Annotated in this window: 15 protein-coding genes; 5 read left to right on the top strand and 10 right to left on the bottom strand. The window is 65.7% G+C overall.

All coding sequences use genetic code 11. The annotated features are described in order from the left end of the window. Positions 1-13: 13 nt before the first annotated feature. Positions 14-379, bottom strand: coding sequence for a YciI family protein (locus ACP7BY_RS12115; RefSeq protein WP_033967349.1), 366 nt, complete (start codon positions 377-379; stop codon positions 14-16). 240 nt (positions 380-619) lie between these two features. Between ACP7BY_RS12115 and ACP7BY_RS12110 the strand changes: the two genes are divergently transcribed. Beyond that, the gene (locus ACP7BY_RS12110; protein ID WP_033967348.1) at positions 620-2,134 is read left to right on the top strand and encodes an acetyl-CoA hydrolase/transferase family protein; all 1,515 of its coding nucleotides are present in this window, start codon (positions 620-622) and stop codon (positions 2,132-2,134) included. Between the two features lie 156 nt (positions 2,135-2,290). Here ACP7BY_RS12110 and mmsB read toward each other — a convergent pair whose 3' ends face one another. From mmsB to ACP7BY_RS12075, 7 genes are all read right to left on the bottom strand, one after another. Further along, complete coding sequence (mmsB, locus tag ACP7BY_RS12105; RefSeq protein ID WP_033967347.1) at positions 2,291-3,169, bottom strand: 3-hydroxyisobutyrate dehydrogenase; 879 nt, start codon at positions 3,167-3,169, stop codon at positions 2,291-2,293. Positions 3,170-3,306: 137 nt separating this feature from the next. Beyond that, positions 3,307-4,080, bottom strand: a complete 774-nt coding sequence (locus tag ACP7BY_RS12100; protein WP_033967346.1) for an enoyl-CoA hydratase — start codon at positions 4,078-4,080, stop codon at positions 3,307-3,309. 112 nt (positions 4,081-4,192) lie between these two features. After that, positions 4,193-5,236, bottom strand: coding sequence for an enoyl-CoA hydratase/isomerase family protein (locus tag ACP7BY_RS12095; protein WP_137902832.1), 1,044 nt, complete (start codon positions 5,234-5,236; stop codon positions 4,193-4,195). Positions 5,237-5,308: 72 nt separating this feature from the next. Continuing rightward, positions 5,309-6,454 (bottom strand): acyl-CoA dehydrogenase family protein, encoded by a 1,146-nt coding sequence (locus tag ACP7BY_RS12090; RefSeq protein ID WP_137902831.1) that lies wholly within the window; start codon positions 6,452-6,454, stop codon positions 5,309-5,311. Next, complete coding sequence (locus ACP7BY_RS12085) at positions 6,451-7,542, bottom strand: polysaccharide deacetylase family protein (protein ID WP_137902830.1); 1,092 nt, start codon at positions 7,540-7,542, stop codon at positions 6,451-6,453. Before ACP7BY_RS12085 ends, ACP7BY_RS12090 begins: the two co-directional genes overlap by 4 nt. Positions 7,543-7,656: 114 nt before the next feature. Further along, the gene (locus ACP7BY_RS12080; RefSeq protein ID WP_197057906.1) at positions 7,657-8,109 is read right to left on the bottom strand and encodes a hypothetical protein; all 453 of its coding nucleotides are present in this window, start codon (positions 8,107-8,109) and stop codon (positions 7,657-7,659) included. 20 nt (positions 8,110-8,129) lie between these two features. After that, positions 8,130-9,629, bottom strand: coding sequence for a CoA-acylating methylmalonate-semialdehyde dehydrogenase (locus tag ACP7BY_RS12075; RefSeq protein WP_033967344.1), 1,500 nt, complete (start codon positions 9,627-9,629; stop codon positions 8,130-8,132). A 99-nt stretch (positions 9,630-9,728) separates the two neighbouring features. On the opposite strand from ACP7BY_RS12075, the gene ACP7BY_RS12070 reads away from it, so the two are divergent. Continuing rightward, positions 9,729-10,601: a LysR family transcriptional regulator gene (locus tag ACP7BY_RS12070; protein WP_033967356.1), complete on the top strand. Its 873-nt coding sequence runs from the start codon at positions 9,729-9,731 to the stop codon at positions 10,599-10,601. A 219-nt stretch (positions 10,602-10,820) separates the two neighbouring features. Here ACP7BY_RS12070 and ACP7BY_RS12065 read toward each other — a convergent pair whose 3' ends face one another. After that, positions 10,821-11,489: an NAD(P)H-dependent oxidoreductase gene (locus tag ACP7BY_RS12065; RefSeq protein ID WP_033967343.1), complete on the bottom strand. Its 669-nt coding sequence runs from the start codon at positions 11,487-11,489 to the stop codon at positions 10,821-10,823. 200 nt (positions 11,490-11,689) lie between these two features. Next, the gene (locus ACP7BY_RS12060; RefSeq protein ID WP_209515954.1) at positions 11,690-12,799 is read right to left on the bottom strand and encodes an Acg family FMN-binding oxidoreductase; all 1,110 of its coding nucleotides are present in this window, start codon (positions 12,797-12,799) and stop codon (positions 11,690-11,692) included. Between the two features lie 246 nt (positions 12,800-13,045). Here ACP7BY_RS12060 and ACP7BY_RS12055 point away from each other — a divergent pair, with 246 nt between their 5' ends. The 3 genes from ACP7BY_RS12055 to ACP7BY_RS12045 all read left to right on the top strand — a co-directional run bounded on the left by ACP7BY_RS12055 (position 13,046) and on the right by ACP7BY_RS12045 (position 17,952). Then, positions 13,046-14,353, top strand: a complete 1,308-nt coding sequence (locus ACP7BY_RS12055; protein ID WP_033967339.1) for a hypothetical protein — start codon at positions 13,046-13,048, stop codon at positions 14,351-14,353. 186 nt (positions 14,354-14,539) lie between these two features. After that, entirely contained in the window at positions 14,540-16,951 is a 2,412-nt protein-coding gene (locus ACP7BY_RS12050; RefSeq protein ID WP_033967338.1) for a phosphoketolase family protein, read from the top strand. After that, the gene (locus ACP7BY_RS12045; RefSeq protein WP_033967337.1) at positions 16,939-17,952 is read left to right on the top strand and encodes an acetate/propionate family kinase; all 1,014 of its coding nucleotides are present in this window, start codon (positions 16,939-16,941) and stop codon (positions 17,950-17,952) included. Before ACP7BY_RS12050 ends, ACP7BY_RS12045 begins: the two co-directional genes overlap by 13 nt. The last annotated feature ends 15 nt before the right edge of the window (positions 17,953-17,967 follow it).

Genomic DNA, 17,967 nt, shown 5'->3' with positions numbered 1-17,967 from the left:
GCGCAATCGCGCGTTACACGAAATCCTCTTCCTCATAGAGCGGGCGAATTTCGATCTCGCTTGGCCCCGGCATCGGATTGGGGCAGCGCTTTACCCACGCCACCGCCTCCGCCATGTCCTTGACGGTCCACAGCCAGAAACCGGCGACCAGTTCCTCCGGCTGCGCAAATGGCCCGTCAATGACCGTGCGGCTGGCCCCATCGAAGGCGATGCGTTTTCCCTGCGCCGACGGCTTCAGGCCATAGCCGCCGCCCGGCTGCAGGATTTCGGCCTCGACCAGAGCCTGGTTGAACCTGTCCATGTCCTCCATCGCCGCCCTGGTCGGCAGGAGGCCGGATTCGCTGTCTTCGGTCGCCTTGACCAACACCATCACGCGCATCGTCTCTCTCTCCTTGCCCGAGCCCCGCGCCCGGCTGCCCGGTGCAAGTGTCGCGCAACCGGGCGAACCGTTAAAGCCCCGGCGCGCGGACCGCTGTTCCATCGGCTGAAGCGCGCGATGGCGCGGCCCTGATCGACAGTTGCAAAAATTGCATGTGGGAGCCAATGCGAGGCGCTTGCGCTACCCCGACTTTACGCGTGTAGCCGACGGCGTAACAACAATCGTTGAAATGGGGATGGAATGACGACCAGCCGCATCGCCTGCGACGCCCTCCGCTCGCGCCTGATGAGCGCCGATCAGGCCGCCGCCTTCATCACCTCGGGCAGCACGGTCGGGATGAGCGGCTTTACCGGCTCGGGCTATCCCAAGGCGGTCCCGCTGGCGCTCGCCGCGCGGATCGAGGCAGAACATGCCGCCGGCAACGCATTCCGCGTGCGAATCTGGACCGGTGCCTCGACCGGCCCCGAACTCGACGGCGCACTGGCCAAGGCCGATGGCATCGAATTCCGCCTCCCCTATAATTCCGATCCCATCGCCCGGGAGAAGATCAATCGCGGCGAAATGGAATATTTCGACATGCATTTGAGCCAGGTCGCGCCAATGGCGTGGCAGGGCTTTCTCGGGCCGCTCGACACTGCGGTGATCGAAGTGTCGGGCATCCGCGCCGATGGATCGCTGATCCCCTCCTCCTCGATCGGCAACAACAAGACCTGGCTCGACCGCGCGAGCAAGGTCATCCTCGAGGTCAATAGCTGGCAGAACCCCGCTTTGGAGGGGATGCACGACATCTATTACGGCACCGCGCTGCCGCCGCACCGCGTGCCGATCCCGCTCGTCCGCGCCGACGATCGCATTGGCGAGCCTTATTTCCGCTGCGACCCCGACAAGATCGTCGCGATCGTCGAGACCGAAGCGCCCGACCGCAATTTGCCCTTCGCCGCGCCCGATGCAGCAGCACATGCGATTGCCGGGCATCTGATCGAATTCTTCACCCATGAAGTGGCGCGCGGACGCTTGCCCGCGTCGCTGCTGCCGCTGCAATCGGGCGTCGGCAACATCGCCAATGCGGTGCTGACCGGCCTGGTCAACGGCCCGTTCGAGGACATGACCTCGTACACCGAGGTGATCCAGGACGGGATGCTCGACCTGCTCGATTCGGGCAAATTGCGCATGGCCTCGGCCACCGCTTTCTCGCTCAGCCCGGAGGCGGCGGCGCGGCTCAATGCCGATATGGGCCGCTATCGAGATAAAATGATCCTGCGCCCGCAGGAGATCAGCAACCATCCCGAACTGATCCGCCGACTCGGCTGCCTCGCCATGAACGGGCTGATCGAGGCCGACATTTACGGCAATGTGAACTCCACGCACGTCATGGGCTCGCGCATCCAGAACGGCATTGGCGGATCGGGCGATTTCGCGCGCAACGCCTATGTCTCGATCTTCATGACGCCCTCAACCGCCAAGGGCGGCAAGATCTCGGCGATCGTACCGCAGGCAAGCCATGTCGACCATATCAGCCAGGACGTGCAGGTGATCGTCACCGAACAGGGCCTCGCCGATCTGCGGGGCTTGAGCCCCAAGCAACGCGCCGCGTTGATCATCGAGAAATGCGCGCATCCCGACTATCGCCCGATGCTGGCGGACTATTATGCGCGGGCGCGGGTGGGTTCCTACGGCCAGCAATCGCCGTCGCTGCCGGGCGAAGCGCTGTCCTGGCACCAGCGCTTCATGGACACAGGCTCGATGCGGCTCTGAGCCTGGGGTGACTCTCTTTTCCGTTCGTTTCGAGCGAAGTCGAGAAACAGCCGCAAGCGCTGTGCCTGGTTTCTCGACTTCGCTCGAAACGAACGGGAGGGGGGATTTCAGGAGAGATCGCCCGGCTCTGGCAAACCTCTCCTGCGCGTCCTCAGCTCACCCCCGCAACGCGGTGATGATCGCCGAGAAATCGAGCCCGCCATGCCCGGCCTCGGCAAAGCGCTGGTAGAGTTCCGCCGCCTTCGCCCCCATCGGCGTGTCGGCACCCGTGTCGCTCGCGGCGGCTGCGGCGAGCTTCAAATCCTTCAGCATCAGCGCTGTCGCAAAGCCGCCCTGATAGCCATGATCGGCGGGGGTATCCGGTCCGACCCCCGGCACCGGGCAATAGCTCGTCATCGACCAGCTCTGCCCTGACGACACGCTCGAAATGTCGAAAAAGGTCTGGGGCGCGAGCCCCAATTTCTCCGCCAGCAGAAACGCCTCGCACGTCGCCACCATCGTCGCGCCGAGCAGCATGTTGTTGGCGATCTTGGCGGCCTGCCCCGTCCCATTCGCCCCGGCATGGATCACCGCCTTGCCCATGCTGCTGAGGATCGGTTGCGCGCGCGCGAACGCATCGTCGCTGCCGCCGACCATGAAGGTCAGCGTGCCCGCATTGGCCGCACCGATCCCGCCCGACACCGGCGCATCGACCGCCGTGATGCCCTTGGCACGCGCCGCCTCAGCCACGCGCTTGGCGGTGGCGACGTCGATCGTCGAGCAATCGATCAGGATCGCGGCAGGCGACAGGCTGGCGGCGAACAGATCGCCATAGACCGCCTCGACATGCGTGCCTGCCGGCAGCATCGTCACCACCGCCTCTGCCCCATCAGCCGCTTCCGCGACGCTCGCCATCGGCAGGCACCCAGCCGCCTTGGCGCGATCGAGCGCATCTGCCGACAGATCGAACGCGCGGACATCATGCCCCGCTTTGGCGAGGTTCGCAGCCATCCCGCCGCCCATATTGCCAAGCCCGATAAAGGCGATCCGAGTCATCTCTCTCTCCTATTTTTTCTCACTCCCCTCCCGCACAGCGGGAGGGGCTGGGGGAGGGCAGTCACGCCGCTAGCCGAGTGCTTATCACCCGGACCCCCCTCCCCTAACCCCTCCCGTAAACGGGAGGGGAATTGGTGCTACTTCCCCGTCCACACCCCCTGCCGCTTCTCGACAAAGGCGGTCATGCCCTCGCTCTGGTCGTCGGTGCCGAACAGAGCATGGAACAGCCGCCGCTCGAACTGCACGCCCATCGCGAGCGTGGTGTCGAATGCGGCATTGACCATTTCCTTGTTCGCCTTGACCGCCAGCGGCGCCATCGAAGCGATCGTCGCGGCGGTCTTCACCGCTTCCTCGACCAGATCGGCGGCGGGCACCACGCGGCTGACAAGCCCGGCGCGCTCGGCCTCAGCCGCATCCATCATGCGGCCGGTCAGGCACATTTCCATCGCCTTGGCCTTGCCGACCGCGCGCGTCAGCCGCTGCGATCCGCCCATGCCGGGGGAAACCGCCAGCTTGATTTCGGGCTGGCCGAATTTGGCGGTATCAGCGGCGAGGATGAAGTCGCACATCATCGCCAGCTCACACCCGCCGCCCAGCGCATAGCCCGCCACCGCCGCGATGATCGGCTTGCGCGTGCGCGTGAAGCGGTCCCATCCCGCGAAGAAATCATGGGCATACATGTCGGCAAAGCCCTGTGCCTGCATCTCCTTGATGTCGGCACCCGCCGCGAACGCCTTCTCGCTGCCGGTGATGACCGCGCAGCCCTGCGACGGATCGGCATCGAACGCCGCCATCGCCGCTAGCATATCGGCAAGGATCTGGCTGTTGAGCGCGTTCAGCGCCTGCGGGCGGTTGAGCGTAACGAGCGTAACGCCGCCGCGCTGTTCGACGAGGATGGTTTCGTAGGTCATAGGCACCTTCTTTCAATCGTCACCCCGGCCCTGTGCCGGGGTCCACCGTGCCGCAAACCGCCGGCCCGGTGGAGGGGTGGACCCCGGCACAGGGCCGGGGTGACGGAAAACTCTAGGCGGGCGTCCACGCCTCCGCATCGGGCAGCGGCGCGAAAATCTGGTCGAGCACGTGATCCGTCACGCCCGCGGGCGTCGCCGGGTCCCAGCGCGGCGCATTGTCCTTGTCGACGATCACCGCGCGCACGCCTTCCAGGAAATCATGCCGCTGCACGACGCGCGCGCCGACCGCATATTCCTGGCGCATTTCATCCTCGAAGGTCGGCATCATCGCGCCTTCGTGCAGCAGCCGCAGCGACACCTTCATCGTCTGCGGCGATTTGGTGGCGAGCGTGGCAAGCGTCTGCGTCGCCCACTCCCCGCCATCGGCGGCGAGCGCGGCGAAAATGCCCTCCAACACGTCCGACGCGAACAAGCGGTCGATCGCCTCGCGCTGATCGAGCAGCCGCGCAGGCAGCGCTGCGACCGACAGATCGGCAAGGATCTCGGCAATCGCCTGCGGGTCCGCCGTGATCCGCGCCTTCGCTTCTTCCAGCGCGGCGCTCGGCAAATAGTGCGTCGCAAGCCCCAGCGCATGGCATTCCGCGCCATCGAGCCGGTGTCCGGTCAGCGCCAGATACTGCCCGATCCGCCCCGGCAGTCGCGACAGATACCAGCCACCGCCGACATCGGGGAACAGGCCGATCCCCGTCTCGGGCATGGCGAATTTGGTGTTCTCGGTCGCGATACGGAAATCGCAGGGGCAGGCCAGGCCCACCCCGCCGCCCATCGTGATGCCGTCCATGAACGCGACCGTCGGCTTGGCATAGGCGAACAGCCGGTGGTTGAGCCGATATTCGGTGTGGAAAAACGCCCGCGCCTCGACCCCGTCCTTCGCCCCGCTTTCGGCGAGCATCCGAATGTCGCCGCCCGCGCAAAACCCACGGCCTTCGGCGTGGTCAATCAAGACCGCTTCAACAGCCGGATCGGTCCGCCACGCATCGAGCGCCGCCAGCATGGCGACGCACATATCGGTGGTCAGCGCATGCAGCGCCTTGGGCCGGTTCAGCCGAATCCGGCCGACAGGCCCTTCCCTCTCAATCACAACATCATCGGTCATGCGTCGTGCTCCCGCGCAGGCAGGAGCCCAGGGTTACGGGTGCCCCACCTGTTGCTCGGGGTTTGCTAGGGCTCATTGCCGTGTCAGCTCCCGGCCGATGATCATCCGCATCACCTGGTTGGTCCCCTCCAGGATCGAATGCACGCGCAAGTCACGCCAGAAGCGTTCGATCGGGTAATCCATCAGATAGCCGTAGCCGCCATGCAGCTGCAGCGCGCGGTCGGCGACGGCCGATCCAGTGTCGGTCGCCAGCCGCTTCGCCATTGCGGCGAACTTGGTCTTGTCGGGCGCGTTGGCCGTCACCTTGGCCGCCGCCATGTAGAGCAGCGCGCGCGCCGCCTCGAGATCGGTCGCCATATCGGCCAGCATGAACTGCGTGTTCTGGAAATCGGCGATCGCGGTGCCGAACTGCTTGCGGTCGCGGGTGTAACCGATCGCTTCGTCGAGGCAGCGCTGCGCGCCCCCGAGCGAGCAGGCGCCGATGTTCAACCGCCCGCCATCGAGCCCCATCATCGCGATGCGGAAGCCCTCGCCCTCGCCGCCCACAAGGTTATCCACAGGGATACGCACATCCTCGAAGATCACTTGGCGCGTCGGCTGCGAATGCCAACCGAGCTTTCGCTCGTTCGCGCCGAAGCTGACGCCGGGCATATCCTTTTCGATCACCAGGCACGAAATGCCCTTGGGCCCCTCCGCCCCGGTGCGCACCATGGTGACATAGACCTCATTCTCGCCGCCGCCCGAGATGAACTGCTTGGTGCCGTTGACGATATAGTGATCGCCATCCCGCACCGCGCGCGTCTTCAGCGCCGCGGCATCCGAGCCCGAGCCCGGTTCGGTCAGGCAATAGCTGGCGATGCGGTCCATCGTGACGAGCGAGGGGAGATATCTGTCCTTCACCGCCTGCCCGCCGAAGCGATCGATCATCCAACTCGCCATATTGTGAATCGAGATGAACGCGCTGGTCGAGGGGCAGCCATAGGCCATCGCCTCCATGATCAGCGCCGCCTCCAGCCGCCCGAGGTTGATGCCGCCCGATTCCTCGCTGACATAGATCGACGCAAAGCCAAGCTCGGCCGCGGCCTTGATGGTGTCGCGCGGGAAGATGTGCTTCTCGTCCCATTCCGCCGCAAACGGCGTGATGCGGTCGGCGGTGAAGCGCCGGGCGAGTTCCTGAATCTCGCGCTGGTCGTCGGTAAGGTCGAACTGGTCGGTCATGCGGCAATCCCTAGGGGTAAAGGTCGGCGCGGCGCAAAGGCCGCCTGGGAACAGACGCGCCGCCACGGATGGCGTTTCACCTGGCAGCGCAGCGCGGCAACGGGCGTGCGGTGCAACACCCGCTCGGCGAACAAACGGTCGGCAACCGGCTTGTCGTTGCGCGCATAATAAAGCGGGCCGGGCAGGCGCTGCTGCCAGGCGATCGCCTCGGGCAAGGTGCCGTTGGCGCTGTCGAAATCGCCACTCTGGCGATAGACCGGGTCGGCATAGGCCGCATCCGCCGTCACGATCGTCCAGCCATCACGGCGGAGTGCAGCGACCAGATCGCCGATATAGCGCGCCGCGACATCGGTTTCGTGCAGCAACAGCATCTGCGGCGGGCTGCGTCCGGTCACGCGGCGCAACAGCGCGTCGGAGAAATCGGCCGATTGCACCATCGTCTCGACATAGAGATCCCGCAGAGCGGCCTCGTCGATCGCCTGGCCTGCCTTGCGCGCGGCGATCGTCTGCCCCTCGATATTCCAGTCGGAGCCGTCCGCCGTTACCCACGCGACGCTCAAACCCCGCGCGGCAAGCCCGTCCAGCACCGCGCGCCGTTTGGCATGATCGCGCCCACCTTGGTTGAGGCCGGGAAAGCGGAACCACGGCCGATAGCCTGGCTTGCCCTTCAGCCAGCCCTCGGCGCGGTCGACATCGGCGAGAAACGCCGCCGCCGAAACCGCGCGCAAATCGCGGTGCGCAAAGCTGTGGTCGCCCACCACATGCCCCGCCGCGGCATAGGCCGCCAGCCGCGCCGCGCCATCATTGGACGCGCCGATCCGCCCGGGATTGGCAAAGAACGCCGCCTGCTCCACCCCGCTCGCGCGCAGCGCGGCGATCAGCCGCGCGGTGCGCTCGGACGGGGTGTAGAAAGCGCCGGGCCCGCGCGGGACATCATCGAAACTCAAGGCAATGCGCTTGCCAACCGGTGCCACAACCGGCTGCGCCACCGCCCCCGGCACCGTGCCCCGTGGCAAAAACGCCCAGGCCAGCGGCAACGCGACCAGCACGATCCCGCCCACCAACATGGCTTGGCGCAAGAGGTTCATCGGGCAGCGCTCATTGTGCGGCCGTACTACACCAATTGCAGACGCACGTCCGCATTCCACGAGGTACGCCAAGCGGCGCGCAGGAATTCCGGTGCAAGGTCATTCCCCTGCTTTTCACTCCCAGGAAAACACGGTCCGAAGGTTGCATTTGCCAGGATCTTCTCCTTCCTGGAAAAGCGCAACGCGGTCGATTGCCGCCATTTGCGCCGCCGTAAAGGGCGTTGGCGAAGAGAAATAGGCAGCGCCCTGCCTGCCGTTCCAGATCGCCGCCTGATAGAGCCCGTCAACTAGGCGCGGACGAAAAACCGTCGCCCCCGTACGAGAAGGATGGCGCAGCCTCGGCCCCTTGGGGCGAGCGGCCCATCCAATTCCACGCACTTCAAGCGTCCCGAAGCTGCCCTCCCAGCGAAAGCTGCCGCCGTGAATGCCGCCTTCCAGAGGCGTGATTCGCTCACCCTTTTCAAGGTCGATGATCGGAGAATAGCCGCAGAAGCGGCCCGGCCCCACCAATTCACTCGCGGATGCAGCACCCACGCCGTAGCACAGGGCGATCGACAGGAAGGGCAAGGCCGCAAGCCGCACCCGCCTCACCCCATCGTCGGAATGACGAAGGCGTTCGCGCCATCGCCAACGCCGCCATCGGGCCAGCGCTGCGTCACGGTCTTGACCTTGGTCCAGAACTTCACGCCTTCCATGCCGTGCTGGTTGGTATCGCCAAAGGCCGAGCGCTTCCACCCGCCAAAGGTGTGATAGGCGACCGGCACCGGGATCGGCACGTTGATGCCGACCATGCCGACATTCACCCGCGCCGCGAATTCGCGCGCGGCATGGCCGTTGCGGGTGAAGATCGCGACGCCATTGCCGTACTGATGCTCGCTCGGCAGCCGCAGCGCATGTTCAAAATCGTCGGCGCGGACGATTTGCAGCACGGGGCCGAAAATCTCTTCCTTGTATGCCGACATGTCGGGCGTGACATGGTCGAACAGCGTTGGGCCAATGAAGAAGCCCTTCTCATGCCCCTGCAGCTCGAACCCGCGCCCGTCTACGACCAGCTCCGCGCCCTCGTCGACGCCGGTCTGGATCCAGTTTTCGATGCGCGTGCGGTGCGCGGCGTTCACCACCGGGCCGTAATGCGCCTCGGCATCGGTCGACACGCCGACGCGCAGGGCGGCGATCGCCGGGATCAGTTTCTCGCGCAGCGCAACCGCGGTCTTCTCGCCCACCGGCACTACCACCGGCAGCGCCATGCAACGCTCGCCCGCCGAACCGAATGCCGCGCCCGAGAGATCGGCGACGACCTGGTCGAGATCGGCATCGGGCATGACGATGCCGTGATTCTTGGCCCCACCCATCGCCTGCACGCGCTTGCCCGCCGCGACACCGCGCTTGTAGACATAGTGCGCAATGTCGGACGATCCGACGAAGCTGACCGCGCTGATCGCGGGATGATCGAGGATCGCGTCGACCATGTCCTTGTCGCCGTGGACGACTTGCAAAATGCCCTCGGGCAGCCCCGCCTCAAGGAACAATTCGGCCAGCCGCACCGGCACCGACGGATCGCGCTCGCTGGGCTTCAGGATGAAAGCATTGCCCGTGGCGATGGCGACGCCGCTCATCCACAAGGGGATCATCGCCGGGAAATTGAACGGCGTGATGCCAGCGCCAATGCCGAGCGGCTGGCGCATCGAATACACGTCGATCCCCGGCCCGGCTCCTTGCGTAAACTCACCCTTCAGCACATGCGGAATGCCGCAGCAAAATTCGATCACTTCCAGCCCGCGCTGAATGTCGCCCTTGGAATCGGCGATCACCTTGCCGTGTTCGGATGACAGCAAGTGTGCGAGTTCGTCGATATGCGCTTCGACCAGCGCCTTGAAATTGAACATCACGCGCGCCCGGCGCTGGGGGTTGGTTGCGGCCCAACCCGGCTGCGCTTTTTGCGCAGCGGCGACGGCGGCGTCGAGATCGGCCTGCGTGCCGAACTTGACCTGGGCCTGCACCGCACCGGTGTTGGGATCGAACACCTCGCCCGTCCGCGCGGCAGTGCCGCTCGCTAGACCCATGATATGGTGGTCGATGATCCGCATGGCGCTCTCCTAAAGCTTATACCCCCCTATCCCACCCAGCATTTTTGCATTCAACCCTCCATCTTTGCTGCTAGGCAGTGCATTTTTGCAGGAGTGGCCGTGGCAAACTGGGATGACCTGCGCATCTTCCTCGCCGTCGCGCGCGCGCAGCGCATGGCGGGTGCGGCGCGTGCGCTGGGCGTCGACGTCACCACCGTCGGCCGTCGCCTCGCCCGGCTGGAGCAGCGCCTTGGCACCGCGATCTTCGAGACGATCGGCGGCGAACGCCGCCTGACCGAGACCGGCCAGGCGCTGCTCATCCATAGCGAGACGATCGAAGCCGCCGTGCTCGCCGCGACCGAGGTCGATCCCAGCAGCGCCGCGCTGGCGGGCCAGGTGCGCCTCAGCATCGCCGAGGGCCTCGCCACGCATGTCGTCGCGCCCGCCCTACCCGCCTTCCGCCGCGACCAGCCCAATTTGCGGATCGACCTGATCACCGCCTCGGGCTTCCTCAACCCGTCCAGGCGCGAGGCCGATATGGCGGTGATGCTCGCGCGCCCGCGCAACCGCCAATTGCGCGCGACCAAACTCTCCGATTACCGGCTGCGGCTCTATGCCACGCCCGGCTTCCTCGCCGATCATGCGCGAGTCGCCAGCGCCGCCGATCTGCACGGCCACGCGCTGATCAGCTATGTCCCCGAACACGTCCACGCGCCCGAGCTCAATTATCTGTCGGAAATTCAGGACGGCCTCGTCGCGCGGGCGCGCAGCACCAGCATCACCGTGCAGCACGCCATGATCCGCGCCGGTGCCGGCATTGGCGTGCTGCCCGATTTCATCGCCGCGCGCGATGCAGCCCTTGTGCCCGTGCTCGGCGACAGCGTGCACCTGACCCGCACCTTCTGGCTGGTGACGCATCAGGACACCCACGCCACCCCCCGCATCCAGGCGGTCGGTGACTGGCTGCGCGGTTTGGCCGAAACGCTCGCTTAGAGTCTGATGACGTTTGACGGACTCCCCCTCCCCTTCGGGAGGGGCTGGGGGTGGGGCGTATCCGTCTCACCGAGACCGACGCACGTGGGGAGAGGCCCCACCCCAACCCAGCATCAGGTCGGTCAGGCCCCCGGCCTGACCTAGACCGCGCGGGGCGCGGTTTGCCTGATGCTCCTAAAGGGGAGGGGCTTGCCAGATCAACGTAACGTGATCCCGCTCTTAGTCGCCGGTGAACGCCGCGACCGCCTCATGCGCGTGCGCTGCATGGCGCGCCGCCGCCACCGCGCTGCAGATCTTGCGCGCCTGCGTTTCCACCTCGAGCAGGCATTCGGCGACGAAGCGCGGCTCCATATGCTCGACAATCGCGCCAAAATGAACGTGGCCCGCATCGCGCAACCCGAAAATGCCCATCAGATAGCGGTCGAACGCCTGGCGGATCGATTCCATCTGGCCCTGTTCGTCCAGCCAGATCCGCGTCGTTGCCGAGCTGGAAAAGGTCGCGAAGGATTTGCCGACCAGCACCGAATCCGGGCGATGGTCGCGGATCGAGGACGGCGTCTGCGCCACGCCCAGCACCCGGTCGACATAGCCCTTGATGATCGCGGGCGGCATCCCGAACCAGATCGGATAGACGAACACGATCACCTGCGCCTGCCGCAACAGGCCCAGCTCATGCGCGACATCGGCGGACATGCCGCTGGCATGGCCGGGCAGGCGGTCGGCGCGCAGGCACGGGTCGAAATCGAGCGCATAGAGATCGCGCACCACCGCTTCCTGCCCGTTTTCGTGGACCGTCGTGCAGTAACGCTGGACGACTTCGTGGTTGAAGCTGCCGGGCGACGGATGCCCGAGCACGACGACATGGCGGATCGGTTGGTTCGCAGGCATGATCGTTCTCCGGCTGACGATTTGGACACAAGGATACCATCCGTCGCCCGACCCCGGCAGAATCGGGAATTACCTACAAGCCACCGCTATCAACCACGCGCTCCCCCCGCAAAAAAAGCGGAGGCCCAGGGTTGCCGGCGCGCGCTGTGTCGCGCTGGGCTCCTGCTTCCGCAGGAGAAGCGGCGGCACATGCGGCCACCTCAGGCCAGCACCGCCTCCACCGGCCGCCGCGCCGAAAAGGGCAGCCCCGCGCCATAGCCAAAGCGCATCGCCAGATCGGGCCGCACGCCGGGCGTGCCGATCAGCCGTGCCAGTTCGGGCCGCAACCGCGCCACTTCGACCGGCTGGTTGATCATCGCATGGCGCAACCCCAGCGCCGTCGCCTGCAGCGCAAAACGCTGGCACGCCCGCCCGACGCGCACCCAATGCTCGGGATCGGCGCGGTCCCCGACAAACACCGCAACCCCCGCCGTCGATGCCATCTGCCGCGCATATTTGGCGTTTTCGGATTGGGCGGTGAAGAAACGGTCGAACAGCAAGGGGGCGATCCATTCGGGCAGCACCGGCGCGCCCGATGTCGCGCTGAACAGCCCGTCGCCGGTCGCCAGGGCCTGATGCGGGGTAAAGCGCATCCACTGCTTCAATTCGCGCACGAACGCGGCATCGGCCAGTTGCGCGCTGTTCCCCGCCACCACCAGATCGCGCATTTGGTTGAGGCGCGGGCGATCGGTCAGCAGCACCAGCGACACCCCCGGCTCCGCCGCCACCTCAGCCAATTGCCGCAGCAGCTCCGGCGCAACCGCGCGCCCATCGTACACGGCGCGCGTCGATTGGCGGTGCGGGATCGCGGCGAACAGCGGCGAGGCGACCGCCGCGCCACGCTGCTGCCGCAGCGACACCACGCCATTTGCGGGATCGAAGCCAACGTCGCACGGCAACCCCGCCGCCGCCGAGGCCAGCGCCAGATTTTCCGCCGCACAGCCAAGACTTACGAACAGATGATGGTCGTCGGGGTCCACCACCGGCGTCCGGCGCGATCGATCGGGCAGGATGTCGATGCGGTTCTCGCCAATGCGGAACAGCCACGGCTGGCTATTGTGCCCATTGGCGGCAAGCGTCGCAAACCGCACCAGATCGCGCGCCGCAGGCTGCGCCGCCAGCGCAGCGCGGCTCTCCGCCACGGCGGCATCATAGCCCTCCAGCGACGCGAGTTCGCGATAGCCGAGCCCGGCCGCCCCCACCCCGGCGAGCACCACCGCCCCGCCCCCGATCAAGGTGGCCCGGCGACTGAAGCGGCGTTCGACGGTCATCGGCTTGGCTCCCCGGTCTGCGCTTGCGGGGGATGCGACGGCGCGACGGCGGGGTCGAGGGGCGGGAAGTACGTAGGGGGTGTGTGTGGCGGCTATGCGCTCCAAATTTCGATCATAGGAACTGTGTTTCGTCTACCCGAAAGCGGACACCTAACGGGTTCGTAGGTGCCTATTCCCGCGCGCAATACCCCCCAACTGGTGATAACTAGAAAAGAAGACACTTGGCATTCGCGAAAGGGTGCAGGGATGAAGATTATCAAGGCGGATGATCTGGGCAATCTCAAAGAATGCCTCGCCGACTTCGGCGATAACGTTCTTTATCGCGGCCAAACAGAACATTTCGGCACGCCTGAACAGCCATCCGCAACGACATCGTTCGACCGTAATGGCTGCATCCCTCCTGAGATGCTCCGGTGGGGCCGCTATGCCGATGAGATACTCGGGGCCTTCACGGGCCAACATTCCAACCTGGCGCTGAACCAGGCAATCCTCCAGCACTACGGATTTCGGTCATTCTATGTCGACTGCTCGGACCACGCGGCCGTGTCGGCATGGTTCGCGGGTAACCAGTATTCTGACAAGCAAACCGTGGAACTCTGCGAGGACTGCGATGAAAGCCCCATGTTCCTGCGCAAGAAAATGGCGAGCTACGATGCCGCCGAGGGCGTCGGCCATCTCTACGTGCTCAACCGGACAGCCTGCGAGAAAGTAGGCATCACCGACCTGACTGCGATCGCAATCGAGGGGGCCCGAACGCGCGCCAGCGTGCAAAGCGCCCTCCTCCTCGGACCCCTTCGGAACACGCCGTTGCCCGCCGAGTGTTTCCTGGCGCATATTGAGGCGGATTGCGCCGTCTTCCGCGAACTCGCGGCTGAAGCTGGCCTAGTCTCGACGAACGATGTTTTTCCGTCGCCCCCCGAGGATCCGATCCTGGATGCTTTGCTCAGCCTGCCTTGGATTCCGATACCGGGTATAGCCAATCCTGTGGGCGACATCCCCGCTTTCCGCCGAGGGATCGAACTACCCGAGTATGATGATAGCTTCGTCAAAATCGCCTCCCCGACGGTTGCCTTCTACCGTGGCGGGAAGATCGAGGACCTCTTCGACGAGGTAGACGGATTCCCCGGCGGTATCGCGGTCCAAGTTCCGGAGATCACGATGTTCGGGTCGCCAGACCGCGGCTTTCCCGGAGTCTATCCTAAGGTCTTAGCCATGCTTAAAAAGCACGGTGGGGTCGTCTTCGAGGCACCTACGCTGGTTAAGTTTCCCCAACACATAGGCGGCCTTTTCTACCAGAAAGGCATCGCAGTCGACCTGGTCGAGCCGGACCTTGTCCACCTTGGCGCTCTGATGGTGAGGCACCCGGGCCAAGAGATCGATGCCGTTGGCGTAAATCGTGGCTGGTTCCACCGTATTAGCGAGGATGGAGTCTGGCGTCGCGAAACACGAGAGGACGATTGCCCATGTGGGGTCGATTGGCCGCACGAGCGGCATCTCGCGTCGCTATACATCGTCGAGCACTTTCTCGCCGACCCGACCGACTTCGGCGAATGAAAGGTCCGAGCGTCAAATAGTCCAAAAGATCACCAAGTGCATATTCACCTGATGGCGGCTTTAGCGATTTTCCGCCTAGAACCAGACTGACCACCCGCCCCCCCACCCCCGTATTTCCCGAAGCTGCCGCCGCACGCCCCCCGCAGGCATAACCGCCCCCAGACCGCGCGCAGCACAGGAATGCCCATGACCGATCCGCTCCCCGCCCCGCTTGGCTCCGGCGCGCCCATTCCCGGTGCCCCCATCTCCGGCCCGCTGTCGCCCGATCTGCTGCGGCGGATGCACGGCTATTGGCGCGCCGCCAATTATCTGTCGGTCGGGCAGATTTACCTGCGCGCCAACCCGTTGCTCGATCGCCCGCTGGCGCTGGCCGACGTCAAGACGCGGCTGCTCGGCCATTGGGGCACCACGCCGGGGCTCAACTTGCTCTACGTCCATCTCAACCGGCTGATCGTCGAACACGATCTCAACATGATCGCGGTGATCGGGCCGGGGCATGGCGGGCCGGGGCTGGTCGCCAACACCTATCTCGAAGGCTCCTATACCGAGCGCTATCCCGCGATCGAGCGCAGCTGCGGCGGCATGGACCGGCTGTTCCGCCAATTCTCCTGGCCGGGCGGCATCCCGAGCCATGTCGCGCCGGAGACGCCGGGGTCGATCCATGAAGGCGGCGAACTCGGCTATTCGCTGGCGCATGCGTATGGCGCAGTGTTCGACAATCCCGATCTGATCGTCGCCTGCGTCGTCGGCGATGGCGAGGCCGAAACCGGCGCGCTGGCGACGAGCTGGCATTCGAACAAGTTCCTCAACCCCGCGCGCGATGGCGCGGTGCTGCCGATCCTGCACCTTAACGGCTTCAAGATCGCCAACCCCACGCTGCTGGCGCGGATCGGTCGCGCGGAGCTGACCGAGCTGCTGCGCGGCTATGGCTATGATCCGCATTTCGTGGTGGGGGACGATCCCGAGGCGGTCCATCAGGCGCTGGCAGCAACGCTCGACGCGGTGCTGGCGCAAATCCAGGATATTCAGGCGCAGGCGCGGTACGGTGCGCCGGATGGCGAGCGCCCGCGCTGGCCGATGATTGTGCTGCAAACCCCCAAGGGCTGGACCGGGCCGAAATTCGTCGATGGCAAGCCGGTCGAGGGCACCTGGCGCGCGCATCAGGTGCCGATCGCCGATTTCAAGGACCCCGAGCATCTCCGCCAACTCGAAGAGTGGCTGCTGAGCTACCGCCCCGCCGAATTGTTCGACGAGACCGGCAAGTTTCTTGAGGACTATGCCTCGCTTGCGCCGACCGGGCACCGCCGCATGGGGGCCAACCCGCACGCGAATGGCGGGGAATTGCTCGTGCCGCTGATCCTCCCCGATTTCCGCGAACACGCCATCGCGCAAAGCGGGCATGGCACGGTCAAGGCGGCGGCGACTGCGGTGCTCGGCGGCTTCCTGCGCGATGTCATGGCGCTTAATTTGGACGCCGCCAATTTCCGCCTGTTCGGCCCGGACGAGACCGCCTCCAACCGGTTGCAGGCGGTGTATGACGTTACCGGCAAGGCATGGATGGGCGAGGTCGAGCCGGTCGACGAGCACCTCGCGCGCGACGGGCGCGTGATGGAAGTGCTGAGCGAGCATCTCTGCGAGGGCTGGCTCGAAGGCTATCTGCTCACCGGGCGGCACGGGCTGTTCTCATGCTACGAAGCCTTCATCCACATCGTGGATTCGATGTTCAACCAGCACGCCAAATGGCTGAAGGTCACGCGCGGCATCCCGTGGCGGCGGCCGATCGCCTCGCTCAATTACCTGCTGACCTCGCATGTCTGGCGGCAGGACCATAATGGCCTGTCGCACCAGGACCCCGGCTTCCTCGATCATGTCGCCAACAAACGCGCCGAGGTGGTCCGCATCTATCTGCCCGCCGATGCCAATTGCCTGTTGTCGGTCGCCGATCACTGCCTGCGCAGTCGCAATTATGTGAATGTCATCGTCGCGGGCAAGCAGCCCGAATGGCAATGGCTCGGCATAGAGGAGGCCGTGCGCCACTGCACCACGGGTGCGGGCGTGTGGGAATGGGCGAGCGATTCCGGCGAGCCCGATGTGGTGATGGCCTGCGCCGGCGACGTGCCGACGCTGGAGACGATGGCGGCGGTGCAGTTGCTCCGCCAATTCGTGCCCGACATCCGCATCCGCGTCGTCAACGTCGTCGATCTGATGGTGCTGCAACCGCAATCGGAGCACCCCCACGGCCTTGACGAGCGCGCCTTCGATGCGCTGTTCACCACCGACAAGCCGGTGATCTTCGCCTTTCACGGCTATCCGTCGCTGATCCACAAGCTCGCCTACCGCCGCACCAACCACCGCAATTTCCATGTGCGCGGCTATAAGGACGAAGGCACCACGACGACGCCGTTCGACATGGTCGTGCTCAACGATCTCGACCGCTATCGCCTGGCGCTCGACGCGATCGAGCGCATCCCGCGCCTGCGGGACCGCGTGGCCGCCGAGACCGAACGCTATTGGACGATGATCGAGCGCCACAAGCTCTACATCGCCGAACAGGGCGAGGATCTGCCCGAAGTGCGCGACTGGCAATGGGCGCGGTGAGCGGCAAGCGCGTCCTCACGCTCAACGGCGGCTCGTCCTCGGTCAAATACGGCCTTTATGCGGTCGGCGATGCGGTGGTCGAACTGTCCACGGGCGAGGTCGAACATGCCGATGTCGATGCGGGCGTGTTCGCGGACGTCGGCGGCGGCCAGCCCGATGCGATCGGCCACCGCATCGTGCATGGCGGCATCGACCTGTTCGCACCGGTGCGGATCGATGCAGACGTACTCGCGCGGTTGCAGGCGGCAACCGCCTTCGCGCCGCTGCACGGCCCGGCGTCGCTACGGATGATCGCGCTGGCGCAGGCGCGCTATCCCGGCGTGCCGCAGATCGCGTGCTTCGACACCGGCTTCCACGCGAGCTTGCCCGCCATCGCCGCCACGCTGCCGATCCCCAAGGCGCTGCGCGACGCAGGCGTGCGGCGCTACGGTTTCCACGGCCTGTCGTGCGAATCGATCCTCGCGCAACTGGGCGATGCGGTGCCGCACCGCCTCATCATCGCGCATCTCGGCAATGGCGCGAGCGTGACGGCAGTGCTGGGCGGGCAATCGGTCGATACCAGCATGGGGCTCACCCCCTCGGGCGGCGTGGTAATGGGCACGCGCGCCGGCGATATCGATCCCGGCCTGTTGCTCTATCTGATGCGCGAGCGCGGCCTGGATGCGGCGGAAATCGAAACGCTGATCGATCGCCAATCCGGCCTGCTCGGCCTGTCGGGGCGCTCGAGCGACCTGCGCGTGCTGCACGCAGCGGGCGATGCCGCCGCGACGCTCGCTCTTGCCATTTTCTGCCGCTCGGTCGCCAAGCAGATGGCGGGGATGCTGGTGGTGCTGGGCGGAGCCGACCTGATCGTGTTCACCGGCGGCATTGGCGAACATGATGCCGCGGTGCGCGCCGCCATCTCCGCCGATCTCGCTTTTGCCGGGCCGATCGCGCAGCGCGTGCTGCCCTCGCAGGAAAATGCGCAGATCGCGCGGCATGTCGGCCGGCTTCTGGGCTGACGTGCGCGGCGGTCG

Source organism: Sphingomonas sp. PSPC2-2 (assembly GCF_049897725.1).
Lineage (GTDB): Bacteria > Pseudomonadota > Alphaproteobacteria > Sphingomonadales > Sphingomonadaceae > Sphingomonas.
Note: the sequence above shows the minus strand (reverse complement) of the source record. Positions and strands in the feature narration are given on the sequence as shown.

Excerpts from the sequence above, each read along its gene's own strand:
- ACP7BY_RS12115 (WP_033967349.1), bottom strand. The coding sequence starts at position 379 with ATGCGCGTGATGGTGTTGGTCAAGGCGACCGAAGACAGCGAATCCGGC.
- ACP7BY_RS12110 (WP_033967348.1), top strand. The coding sequence starts at position 620 with ATGACGACCAGCCGCATCGCCTGCGACGCCCTCCGCTCGCGCCTGATG.
- mmsB (WP_033967347.1), bottom strand. The coding sequence starts at position 3,169 with ATGACTCGGATCGCCTTTATCGGGCTTGGCAATATGGGCGGCGGGATG.
- ACP7BY_RS12100 (WP_033967346.1), bottom strand. The coding sequence starts at position 4,080 with ATGACCTACGAAACCATCCTCGTCGAACAGCGCGGCGGCGTTACGCTC.
- ACP7BY_RS12095 (WP_137902832.1), bottom strand. The coding sequence starts at position 5,236 with ATGACCGATGATGTTGTGATTGAGAGGGAAGGGCCTGTCGGCCGGATT.
- ACP7BY_RS12090 (WP_137902831.1), bottom strand. The coding sequence starts at position 6,454 with ATGACCGACCAGTTCGACCTTACCGACGACCAGCGCGAGATTCAGGAA.
- ACP7BY_RS12085 (WP_137902830.1), bottom strand. The coding sequence starts at position 7,542 with ATGAACCTCTTGCGCCAAGCCATGTTGGTGGGCGGGATCGTGCTGGTC.
- ACP7BY_RS12075 (WP_033967344.1), bottom strand. The coding sequence starts at position 9,629 with ATGCGGATCATCGACCACCATATCATGGGTCTAGCGAGCGGCACTGCC.
- ACP7BY_RS12065 (WP_033967343.1), bottom strand. The coding sequence starts at position 11,489 with ATGCCTGCGAACCAACCGATCCGCCATGTCGTCGTGCTCGGGCATCCG.
- ACP7BY_RS12060 (WP_209515954.1), bottom strand. The coding sequence starts at position 12,799 with ATGACCGTCGAACGCCGCTTCAGTCGCCGGGCCACCTTGATCGGGGGC.
- ACP7BY_RS12055 (WP_033967339.1), top strand. The coding sequence starts at position 13,046 with ATGAAGATTATCAAGGCGGATGATCTGGGCAATCTCAAAGAATGCCTC.
- ACP7BY_RS12050 (WP_033967338.1), top strand. The coding sequence starts at position 14,540 with ATGACCGATCCGCTCCCCGCCCCGCTTGGCTCCGGCGCGCCCATTCCC.
- ACP7BY_RS12045 (WP_033967337.1), top strand. The coding sequence starts at position 16,939 with ATGGGCGCGGTGAGCGGCAAGCGCGTCCTCACGCTCAACGGCGGCTCG.